Genomic DNA, 11,163 nt, shown 5'->3' with positions numbered 1-11,163 from the left:
GCCAGGGCGGGCTTCAGACACCGGTTCACTGCCATGCGCTTTGCGGGCAACAACGGCGTTAAGTATGGATTTCGATTTGCGCTTTGCGTCCCAGTTGGGCCAGCGCCAGTTCCACTTTTTCGACTTTTGACGAGTGTTCAACATCCAGCAGGCGATCAACCTGAGGGCCATTCACGCCCAGTCGACGTGCCAGATCGGCTTTTCGGGTTCCTGTTTCGATCATGGCGTTATATAAGGCGGCTTTCATCGCCACCAGCACCGGCAGATAAACCACATATTCGCCCGGCTGCGGTTCGCTGGCTGACGGGATGGGACGGCGCATATCCATTTCAAGCGAGATTGCGGTGACAATTCCATCTTCCGCTTCTAACAGCGCGCCATCAATCGTGTCGCCTACCGAATGCATTAACGGTAAATCCCGGCATGACACTTCATAACAGCCACTTTGTGCATCATGGTTTAATCTGACTGCGTAATTAAACATACCCTTACCTCATCAATCTCAGGATTACAGCCCCAGATCCTTTAAAATTTTTTTGCGGGTTCCCTCGGGCATTTCCTTTGCACCGTGATCGGGAAAAACAGACTACCTTGCGCCCAAAAACACTTTGAAATGGCTGCTTCCGCTACGGTGCTTTATTAAAATGGCGCCCTGTTGTAACAGCCAGCGCCGAAATTCACTGTATTTCATCGCGATCCCTCGCTTCAGTTCAACCGTCACTCATCATAACAACAGTGATGCCTTACACAACATTTATGTTTACTTTGTCTGTTTTTCAATCATAACTGAACGAAATAAATGATTTTGCAGGCATAAAAAAAGCCGCATTAGCGGCTTTTTTTACACAGATCATCAATCTCGTCCGGCTCCGGTTCCGGAACCGCCGTACAGTTGCTGGTGTCGCGTTTTTTCAGCTCATTAAGTGCATCTGCGACGGTGCGTTTTGCCAGCACGTCCAGCGACGCCTGCTCGGCTTCATCAGCAATCGACTTGAAGTACCAGCAGAGGTTGGCGCTGACCAGGCAACGCGGCGCGACATCGGGACGCGCCGCCCAGATTTTTTTGTCTTCAATGACCGAGACGTAGATGTCCCGCAGGGTAATCTCTGCTGCGGGGCGACCCAGATGGATCGAACCGGTACGGCCCAGCGTCGAGACGATGATGCCGTCACGGGTCAGCGGGACCATTAATTTTCGAATGAAACTGGGATTCGCTTCCAGCCCGTAGGCCAGAATCGCGCTGGTAGAGCGTTTTCCCATTTGCTCCGCCATCGCTACGCTCAGAACCATTTGCAAAGCTGTCGGGAAGCGGTAATCAAGCATTTCTTTATCCTGAGTTGCGGTGCATCTTATTGTTTTATTGCCGCATAAGTGAACAATCAATGAGCAATAAATATAACAAACACTGTTGCTTTTTAGAAGCAAGCCAGCGGTGACAAGGCACGTATTCACCAAAGCCGGCAGCCTGATAGCACAAGGTGCTTAGCCTGCTAACAGCCCGCGTCATCGGCGTTCCGTGCGGTCAGCCCGTCAGGCGATGTCGGCTGGCGCGGCGGGCAACCGGTGTTTCAGTATCATCACCAACACCACGTTAAAGATTGCTAACCCGCAAAGCAACCACAGTGTTGCTGAACCACCCATCCTTTCAAATACATAGCCGCCGATCAACGGCGTCAGCGCCTGTCCCATCAACGCCGGGCGGGCCATCCGGCCCACCACAATCGCATAAGACTCTGGTTTGACCATCGCCAGCGGTAAAGTTCCGCGCACAATGGCACGTAAACCATTCCCTGCGCCGTAAAGCACCATGCTCAGCAGCGCCATCTGCGGTGCCAGCGCCAGCAACAGCAAGCCAAGCGCCACCAGGCCGACCGAGAAAAAAGTGGTGCGGATCGGGTGGCTGCGCTTAAAGGCGATATCCACAATTCGCGCCCCCACCTGACAGGGCCCCAGTACCGCGCTGATCGCCAGCGCCGAGGTCAGCGTGTGGCCGCTGGCCTGCAACAGGGTAATCAGCTGCACGGAAATGGCGGTCATGATCACCGATGCCAGGGTGAAGATAGCGCACAGCAGCCAGAACAAACCGGGGGCAATCTCCGTGGAAGACGATTGCGGTGTCCGGGCGTTAACCGGCTTTACCGCCCGCGTTGCCGGTAAGGCATACAGATACGCTGGCAACACGCAGAGCGTTAACAGCCCGGCAATCGCCAGACAGGCACCCCGCCAGCCGAGGGCGTGAATCAACAGTGCCGTCCCCGGCCACACCAGGGTGGTACAGAAGCCGGAGATCAGGGTGATGCCGGTAATTGCCGCGCGCGCCTGAGCGCCATAGCAGGTGCCGAGGGTAGCAAACAGCGCATCATACAGCCCCATCGCCATCCCGATGCCAATAATCACCCAGGCGAACAGCAACAGCGGCAGATGATAGCTGAACGCCATCATCACCAGCCCCAGCGCCATCACCGCTCCACTCATCGCCAGCAGCAGGCGGCCACCGGTGCGGGCAATAATCCGGCCACTGAGCGGTGCCAGCAGTCCCGACACCAGAATGCCGGTCGACAGCGCGCCATAAATCCACTGTTGCGACCAGCCGGTTTCTGCTGCTATCGGGTTTGCCATTACCGCCATCAGATAGAACGATCCGCCCCACGACAGGATCTGTATCGCGCCGAGCGTAATAATGGCGGCGACGCCGGGTTTGTTGGTCTGGTTCACGTCAGCTATCCGTTAGCGGGCAAACCATTTTTATAACATGTTCTGAGATAAGGAAAAATGGATGCCGCGGTTTAAGCCTGCTCACGCCCGGATGGCGGCACGGTTGTTAACGGCATGACTAACAGTATGTTGTAACTAGTATCACTATTGCGTCCATCCGCCGCTTCTGCCACATTATGGACGTTGTAACTATGGAGGCTCAACATGGCGCGCTACGACTTAGTGTCAGATATGCATCAATGCGTAAACGATTTAGAGCAGGCGCTGGGCGAGTTGCGCCTGCAGATTGAGGCCCAGCCGCTGCTGATTGCCCGGGTATTCAGCCTGCCGCCGATAGTGAAAGGCCGTGAGCATGAGGCGATTACTCAAATCACAGTAGAGCAGCATCTGGGGCAGCACGCCTTAACGCTGGCGCTGAACCACTACTGCCGTCTGTTCATGCAGCATCAGTCGGAGCAGCTCAGCACCAAGGCGGCGGTCCGTCTGCCGGGTGCGCTATGCATTGAGTGTGATGAGCAGCGTGAGGCGGAGATCAGCGCGCTGGTCGACAGCATCAATCAGCTTAAAGCGCGACTGGAGCAGCTGATTACGGTTGAGTCCGGCTTGCCAAGCGAGGCACGCTTCGAATTTGTCCATCAGCATCTGCGTGGGCTGATCACCCTGAATGCCTATCGCACTATCACCCTGCTCAGCGCACCCGACAGCCTGCGTTTTGGCTGGGCGAATAAGCACATCATCAAAAATATGCAGCGTGAAGAGGTGATCGCTCAGCTGGAAAAAAGCCTGAAGGCGGGTCGGGCGCAGGCGCCGTGGTCACGCGAACAGTGGGCAGAAAAAGTGCAGGAGGAGTTAGCCAGCGTGCGCGCCCTGCCCGCCTCGGCCAGGCTGAAGATTAAGCGCCCGGTCAAAGTCCAGCCGGTGGCGCGGGTCTGGCGTGCCGATCAGAAAAAGCAGACGCAGCTGGCCTGTCCGTCGCCGATTCTGGTGATCTGCCGCGACCGCAGCCAGGTGCCGGTGCTGGGTGAACTGCTGAATTACGATGCCGATAACATTACCTATCGCCATAAGCCAGCCGCCGAGCCGCTTAACCTGCTGATCCCGCGGCTGCATCTGTGGGTCGACTGCCCGATTTAAGGCATAAAAAAGGCCAGCACGCGCTGGCCTTTTTACAGCAGATGTACAGCAGAAGGCTTACGACTTCATGCTGCCAACCATCTCTTCCGGACGCACCCAGGCGTCAAACTGCTCTTCGGTCAGATAGCCCAGCTTCAGCGCCGCGCCTTTCAGCGTCAGCCCCTCTTTATGGGCTTTCTTGGCGATTTCGGCCGCTTTGTCATAACCGATATGGGTATTCAGCGCCGTCACCAGCATCAGTGATTCATTCAGCAGCTGTTCGATACGCTCGCGAACCGGTTCAATGCCAATCGCGCAGTGATGATTGAAGCTATCCATCCCATCCGCCAGCAGACGAATCGACTGCAGGAAGTTATGGATCACCATCGGACGGAACACGTTCAGCTCGAAGTTACCGGACGCGCCGCCCATGTTGATGGCCACGTCGTTGCCCATCACCTGACAGCAGAGCATGGTCATCGCTTCACACTGGGTCGGGTTGACTTTACCCGGCATGATCGAGCTGCCAGGTTCGTTTTCCGGAATGGCGATTTCACCAATGCCGCAGCGCGGACCGGAGGAGAGCCAGCGCACGTCGTTGGCGATTTTCATCAGCGAGGCCGCCAGCCCTTTCAGCGCGCCGTGAGCATGCACCAGCGCATCACAGGTTGCCAGCGCTTCAAACTTATTCGGTGCGGTAACAAACGGTTGCTGAGTCAGGTCGGCCAGCGCTTTCGCCACCCGGACCGCATATTCCGGATGGGTGTTCAGGCCGGTGCCGACGGCAGTGCCGCCCAGCGCCAGTTCCGCCACGTGCGGAATGCTCTGCTCGATGTGCCTCAGATTATGTTCGAGCATCGCCACCCAGCCGGAAATCTCCTGGCCGAGCGTCAGCGGCGTGGCGTCCTGCAGGTGAGTACGGCCAATTTTGACGATATCTTTGAACGCCTCTGACTTCTCGCTCAGGGTCTTTTTTAACACCTGAATCTGCGGGATCAGCTGCTCGCGCAGGGCGATAACCGCGGCCACGTGCATCGCGGTCGGGAAGACGTCATTCGAACTCTGGCTCTTGTTAACATCATCATTCGGATGGACCAGGCGCGACATGCCCCGCTCGCCGCCGAGAATTTCGCTGGCGCGGTTGGCCAGCACTTCATTCATGTTCATGTTGGTCTGGGTGCCGGACCCGGTCTGCCAGATGGCTAACGGGAACTCGTCGCTGTGCTTATCGGCCAGCACTTCATCCGCCGCGTTAATTATCGCTTCGGCGCGATCGGCCGGCAGCAGCCCCAGATCGCGGTTAACCGCAGCGGCGGCGCGTTTGGTCAGCGCCAGCGCGTGAACCAGCGCGGTCGGCATTTTTTCTGTTGAGATGCGGAAGTGTTCCAGCGAGCGCTGCGTTTGCGCGCCCCACAGTTTATCAGCCGGTACATCAATGGGGCCCATTGAATCTTTCTCAATGCGGTTGGCTGCCATGAATACGTCTCCTTCGCTCTGTTTGAAGTGAATGCCCGCCCAGCGCATCGTCCTGTGGGCGACATTCGGGCGGGCAAGATAATGACATACAATAATTTAACATTATGAGAGCTTAGCGTCCTTTTGCACTTGATATGTATTTTCCCTGGCACTTTCTGCTTTAATAGCGCCAATAACATCCCGTGATGAAGGGTTATATGATGCAAAAAATGAACAATTCGCTGCAGAATTACGCGTGGGGTAGCAAAACAGCCTTAACCGAACTGTACGGCATTGCCAATCCGCAGGGGTTACCGATGGCCGAGCTGTGGATGGGGGCGCATCCGAAGAGTCCGTCTACCGTTGACGACCAGGGGAGTTCGCGCTCGCTGCGCGAGGTGATTGACGCCAACCCGACCGCCACCCTCGGCGATGCGGTGGCACAACGCTTCGGTGAACTGCCTTTCCTGTTCAAAGTGCTGTGCGCCGAGCAGCCGCTGTCGATTCAGGTACATCCCAGCAAAAGCGCCGCGGAAGCCGGTTTTGCGCGTGAAAATGCCGCCGGCATTCCGCTGGACGCCGCCGAACGCAACTATAAAGATGCCAACCATAAACCCGAGCTGGTCTATGCCCTGACGCCCTTCCAGGCGATGAACGGTTTCCGCCCGCTGACCGAAATGGTTTCGCTGCTTGAGCCGGTGGCCGGTGCCCATCCGCAGATTGCCCATTTCCTGCAGCATCCCGATCGGGACAATCTGGCGACCCTGTTTTCCACCCTGCTGTCGCTGGACGGTGAAGCCAAATCGCTGGCGCTGGGGATACTGAAATCGGTGTCCGGCCACCAGCAGGGCGAACCCTGGCAGACTATCAGCGTGATCGCCGCCAACTACCCGGACGACAGCGGTCTGTTTTCACCGCTGCTGCTCAACGTGATTACCCTGCAGCCGGGCGAAGCGATGTTCCTCTATGCTGAAACGCCGCACGCCTACCTGAAAGGCGTGGCGCTGGAAGTGATGGCGAACTCCGATAACGTGCTGCGGGCCGGCTTAACGCCGAAATATATCGATATCCCGGAACTGATGGCCAACCTCAAATTTGACGAGAAGCCCGCCAGTGCGCTGCTGACGCAGCCGGAGCAGCATGGCAGCAGCCTGCACTTTCCGATTCCGGTCGACGATTTCGCCTTTGCGATCCATACCCTGAGCGCGCAGCCGCAGACGCTGGATCAGCAGAGCGCGGCGCTGTTGTTCTGCATCGAAGGACAGGCGGTGGTGGCGAAGGACCAGCAGCAGCTGACGCTACAACCGGGCGAATCCTGTTTTGTTGCCGCCAGCGAAACGCCGGTAACGGTCGCCGGAACCGGCCGGTTAGCACGGGTATTTAACCAGTTAGGGTGATACGGCTGACGGATCTGCGGTTAACTGCTATTATTTCAACCTATTAGCTTTTAAAACGCCCGCGGGCGTTTTTTCTTCAGTCGTCGGGGCTAACCTGCGGCGTAAGCGGACTCAAGGATAAGGACGAATCAGCAATGAAAAAGACCAACGTTGCCGTGGGCGTGATCATCGCGCTGGGCGTAATCTGGACCGGCGCGGCATGGTTCACCGGCAAGCAGCTTGAAAATCACATGGACCAGCTGGTGCAGAACGCCAATACCCAGCTGAATGCTTATGCCCCGAACAGCCGACTGAAGATCAGCTATCAGGATTATCAGCGCGGCGTTTTCAGCAGCAAAGCCAACCTGGTGATTCAGGCCAGCTCGCAGACGGAAGATAACGCCCTGCTGAAGCCGGGTCAGAGCGTGATCCTGAACGAAACCATCGATCACGGCCCGTTCCCGTTTGCGCAGCTGAAGCATTTCAATCTGATCCCGAGCATGGCCTCGGTGCACAGTGAACTGGCCAACACCGATGCGGTGAAGAAGCTGTTTGAACTGACGCAAAACAAATCGCTGATCAATGCCGATACCCGCATTGGCTACAGCGGCGCGACCGATACCGCACTGCGTATTCTGCCGATCGACTATCAGAATGCACAGAGCGGCGAGCGTCTGGCGACCAATGGCGGCACGCTTAACGTCAGCGCCGACAATAAAGGCGATAAAGTCTCGCTGGAAAGTGACGTTGATAGCCTGGCGCTGACCAGCAAAAATGAGATGGGTCAGCCGGTGCTGTTCACCGTCAATGGCCTGAAGCTCAACGGCAATACCCATCTGAGTCCGGAAGGCGTGCGGGTCGGCGATCAGTCGATCGATGTTGAGAAGGTCAACGCCAGCATTAACGGTCAGGATGCGCTGACGCTGCACAAGATGAAGGGTTCCTCTTCGTTCGACAACAGTGCCGGTAAGATCGGCGGCAACATTGATTACAAGGTTGATAGCGTTCAGCTGCAGAAACAGGATTTCGGTCAGGCTGCGCTGAAAATGAAGCTGTCGCAGTTCGATGCGCAGGCGGTGAAAGCTTTCTCCGATCGCTACAACGCCCAGATGCAGGATCTCACCAGCCAGAAAGGCCTGGCGGACGATCCGATTCGCTACCAGGCGGGCGTCAACGCCATCCTGATGAGCAACCTGCCGGTTCTGCTGAAAGGATCGCCTTCGATCAGCATCGCCCCGCTGAGCTGGAAGAATGATAAAGGTGAAAGCACCTTTAATCTGACCGCCAACTTTAACGATCCCGCTACCGTGACCGGCGAACCGCAAACGCTGAACGCGATGGTTGACCGGGTGCTGAAAACGCTGGATGCGAAACTGATCATCAACATGCCGATGGCGACCGAAACCATGCACAAAGTGGGTCTGGCGGAAGGTTATCAGGCCGATGATGCACAGAAGCTGGCCGATCAGCAGGTTAAAGGTCTGGCGGCGATGGGACAGATGTTCCGTCTGACCCAGCAGCAGGATAACAACATCGTCACCAGCCTGCAGTACGCTAACGGCCAGGTGAATATGAACGGCGACAAGATGACGCTGGAGCAGTTTATGTCTCGCTATATGCTGGGTATGCCGACCAGTGAAGGCATGCCGCAGTAACGGCTGACCGGTGATAAAAAGGCGACGCCAGGGTTAACGCTGGCGTCGCCTTTTTTTATGCTGAGCCGCGAATAATCAGCTGCGGCGGCATAATCACATTCTGCCGTGCGGCATCCGGTTGCGCCAGCCGTTGCAGGATACGTTCTGCCGCCACGCGGCCAATCTCGCGCGCCGAACTGGTGACAACCGTCAGCGGCGGATCGGTCAGCTCAGCCTGCGGTTCGTCGCCAAATCCCATCAGCGCCAGCTGTTGTCCATAGTAGCTGTCGACCGCGCCGCGGGCGAACGTCCGACCGGTGCGCAGCAGGCCAAAATAACAGCCCAGCGCGGTGGTGGCATTGTAGGCCAGTATCGCCGTCAGTCGCGGATGCTGTTGCAGCAGCAGGACCGCCGCCTCGGCCGCCTCTTTTTGCGTATTACCGCACTCAATAATCCACTCGGGCCGGAACGGCAAGCCATATTGCAGCAGCGTGGCGCAGTAGCCGCCAAGACGTTCTGCCCGGGTTAACGAAGCGCTATGGCCACCCAGCCAGGCGATGCGCTGATGCCCCTGGCGGATCAGATATTCGGTGGCAAGACGCGCCGCCTGAGCGTTATCCGGCCGGATCGCATCCACCTGTTCCAGACTGCTGGCACGCGCGGCGCAGACCAGCGCAATGTTCAGCTCACGGGCACGGGCCACTATTCTGTCAGCCTTATCCGCCCCGCCGCCCAGCACCACGCCGTCCACCCCCTGCGCCACCAGCGACTCAAAGCAGCGCTCCAGCTGCTGGCCCTGACGGCCGCTCTGGGTCAGAAACAGCAATTTGCCCTGCTTTTCCAGCGCCTCACTGAGCCCGGCGGTCATTTCCGCGTAAAACGGCTGGCTGAGATCGCGGACGATCAGTCCAATCACCCCGCTTTCACCGCCGCGCAGCATGGTCGCAGAGCGGTTGCGCACAAAGCCCAGTTGCTCAATGGTCTGGTTAACCCGCGCCATGGTTTCAGCAGAAATCCGCCCTTTGCCGGAGAGCACCAGAGAGACGGTGGTGACCGAAACGCCTGCAGCGGCGGCCACATCATGGATGGTAATTCTGCTCATGCGGATATTTGCCCGAATAAAAATGCCAGAATAATTGATAAAACGTTACACCTTAAAGCGGAAAAATAATATCAGCCCTCGCCGGAAGAGTGTGATTCAGCGCGCAAATCACCCTGATAAAACGTTTTATCATCTGTTCACTTTTTCACTGTGACTCACTGCCGCCGGAGCCATCATGCCCGCACCTCAACAAAAAATGTCTGTCTGGGAGTTTTTCCAGAGCCTGGGGAAAACCTTTATGCTGCCGGTTGCCCTGCTCTCATTCTGCGGCATCATGCTGGGTATCGGCAGTTCGCTGAGCAGCCATGATGTTTTGACGCTGTTACCGCTGCTCGATCAGCCGTGGCTGCAGTATCTGTTTCTGTGGATGGCGAAACTTGGCTCCTTCGCCTTTAGTTATTTGCCGGTGATGTTTGCCGTGGCGATCCCACTTGGCATGGCGCGTGAAAACAAAGGCGTGGCGGCGTTTGCCGGCTTTGTTGGCTATGCGGTGCTTAACCTCAGTATCAACTTCTGGCTCAATATCAATGGCATTCTGCCTACCACCGATGCCGCCGTGCTGAAAGCCAACAACGTCCAGTCGATACTCGGTATTCCGTCGATTGATACCGGCATTCTGGGTGCGGTGATTGTTGGCATTGTGGTGTTCTGGCTGCATGAGCGTTTTCATAACATCCGGCTACCCGATGCGCTGGCTTTCTTTGGCGGCACCCGCTTTGTGCCGATCATTACCACGCTGGTGATCGGCATGCTGGGGCTGGTAGTCCCGTTGATCTGGCCTTTCTTCGCACGCGGCATTACCGGACTCGGCTGGATGATCAACAGCGCCGGCGATTTCGGACCGATGATCTTTGGCACCGGTGAGCGTTTACTGCTGCCGTTTGGCCTGCAGCATATTCTGGTGGCGATCATGCGTTTTACCGATGCGGGCGGCACGCTTGAGGTGTGCGGCAAAAGCGTCAGCGGCGCTCTGACCATCTTCCAGGCGCAGCTGGCCTGCCCGGAAACCCATGGCTTTGCCGAAAGCGCCACCCGCTTCCTGTCGCAGGGCAAAATGCCCGCCTTCCTCGGTGGCCTGCCTGGCGCTGCGCTGGCTATCTATCACTGCGCCCGTCCGGAAAATCGCCATAAAATTAAAGGATTATTGATTTCCGGCGTGGTGGCCTGTGTGGTTGGCGGCACCACCGAACCGATTGAGTTCCTGTTTTTATTCGTCGCGCCGTTCCTCTATCTGATCCATGCGCTGTTAACCGGCATCGGCTTTAGCCTGATGGCGATACTGGGCGTGACCATCGGCAACACCGACGGCAACGTTATCGACTTCGTGGTGTTTGGCGTGCTGCATGGACTGTCGACCAAATGGTATTGGGTGCCGGTGGTGGCGGCGATCTGGTTTGCCGGTTACTACCTGATCTTTCGTTTTGCCATCCTACACTTCAATATCAAAACGCCGGGCCGCGAAGTGGAAAGTGCCAGCGCACTGGCGCAGCAGGTCAGCAATGCCGGTAAAGGCAAGTCAGGCTACAACTCACCGGCCATTCTGGCGGCGCTGGGCGGGGTGGAAAATATCACCTCGCTGGATAACTGCCTGACGCGCCTGCGTCTGACCATCGCCGACATGAGCAAGGTCAACGATGCGGCGCTGAAAGCCAACGGCGCAATCGGCGTGGTGCACCTTAACCAGACCAGCCTGCAGGTGGTGATTGGGCCCCAGGTGCAGTCGGTGAAAGACGAACTGTCGACGCTGATGAACGTCACCGCTTAACCT

At 57.1% G+C, this 11,163-nt stretch carries 9 protein-coding genes; 4 read left to right on the top strand and 5 right to left on the bottom strand.

The features are described from left to right. Window positions 1-58: 58 nt before the first annotated feature. The 3 genes from AC6I8D_RS08855 to AC6I8D_RS08845 all read right to left on the bottom strand — a co-directional run bounded on the left by AC6I8D_RS08855 (window position 59) and on the right by AC6I8D_RS08845 (window position 2,715). Window positions 59-484 (bottom strand): type II toxin-antitoxin system HicB family antitoxin, encoded by a 426-nt coding sequence (locus tag AC6I8D_RS08855; RefSeq protein ID WP_031377623.1) that lies wholly within the window; start codon window positions 482-484, stop codon window positions 59-61. Window positions 485-828: 344 nt separating this feature from the next. Then, on the bottom strand, window positions 829-1,323 hold the full coding sequence (locus AC6I8D_RS08850) for an RrF2 family transcriptional regulator (protein ID WP_094121564.1): 495 nt from the start codon (window positions 1,321-1,323) through the stop codon (window positions 829-831). A gap of 207 nt (window positions 1,324-1,530) precedes the next feature. Then, window positions 1,531-2,715, bottom strand: a complete 1,185-nt coding sequence (locus AC6I8D_RS08845; RefSeq protein WP_497819965.1) for an MFS transporter — start codon at window positions 2,713-2,715, stop codon at window positions 1,531-1,533. A gap of 204 nt (window positions 2,716-2,919) precedes the next feature. Between AC6I8D_RS08845 and tus the strand changes: the two genes are divergently transcribed. Next, entirely contained in the window at window positions 2,920-3,849 is a 930-nt protein-coding gene (gene tus, locus AC6I8D_RS08840) for a DNA replication terminus site-binding protein (RefSeq protein ID WP_497819964.1), read from the top strand. A 57-nt stretch (window positions 3,850-3,906) separates the two neighbouring features. On the opposite strand, the gene fumC is transcribed toward tus, so the two are convergent. Then, window positions 3,907-5,304, bottom strand: coding sequence for a class II fumarate hydratase (fumC, locus tag AC6I8D_RS08835; protein ID WP_497819963.1), 1,398 nt, complete (start codon window positions 5,302-5,304; stop codon window positions 3,907-3,909). Window positions 5,305-5,504: 200 nt separating this feature from the next. Here fumC and manA point away from each other — a divergent pair, with 200 nt between their 5' ends. Further along, the gene (gene manA / locus AC6I8D_RS08830; RefSeq protein WP_497820665.1) at window positions 5,505-6,680 is read left to right on the top strand and encodes a mannose-6-phosphate isomerase; all 1,176 of its coding nucleotides are present in this window, start codon (window positions 5,505-5,507) and stop codon (window positions 6,678-6,680) included. A 134-nt stretch (window positions 6,681-6,814) separates the two neighbouring features. Continuing rightward, on the top strand, window positions 6,815-8,314 hold the full coding sequence (locus AC6I8D_RS08825; protein WP_497819962.1) for a YdgA family protein: 1,500 nt from the start codon (window positions 6,815-6,817) through the stop codon (window positions 8,312-8,314). A gap of 55 nt (window positions 8,315-8,369) precedes the next feature. Here AC6I8D_RS08825 and malI read toward each other — a convergent pair whose 3' ends face one another. Continuing rightward, window positions 8,370-9,395 carry a Mal regulon transcriptional regulator MalI gene (gene malI, locus AC6I8D_RS08820; protein ID WP_409456006.1) on the bottom strand — a complete coding sequence of 342 codons (1,026 nt, stop codon included), beginning with the start codon at window positions 9,393-9,395 and terminating at the stop codon, window positions 8,370-8,372. A gap of 175 nt (window positions 9,396-9,570) precedes the next feature. Between malI and malX the strand changes: the two genes are divergently transcribed. Then, window positions 9,571-11,160 (top strand): maltose/glucose-specific PTS transporter subunit IIBC, encoded by a 1,590-nt coding sequence (gene malX / locus AC6I8D_RS08815; protein ID WP_497819961.1) that lies wholly within the window; start codon window positions 9,571-9,573, stop codon window positions 11,158-11,160. Window positions 11,161-11,163: the final 3 nt, after the last annotated feature.

The sequence above is a fragment of the Pantoea sp. X-Soil-MYKO-1785 genome (assembly GCF_059730675.1).
This window is presented reverse-complemented; position numbering and strand designations above follow the sequence as displayed.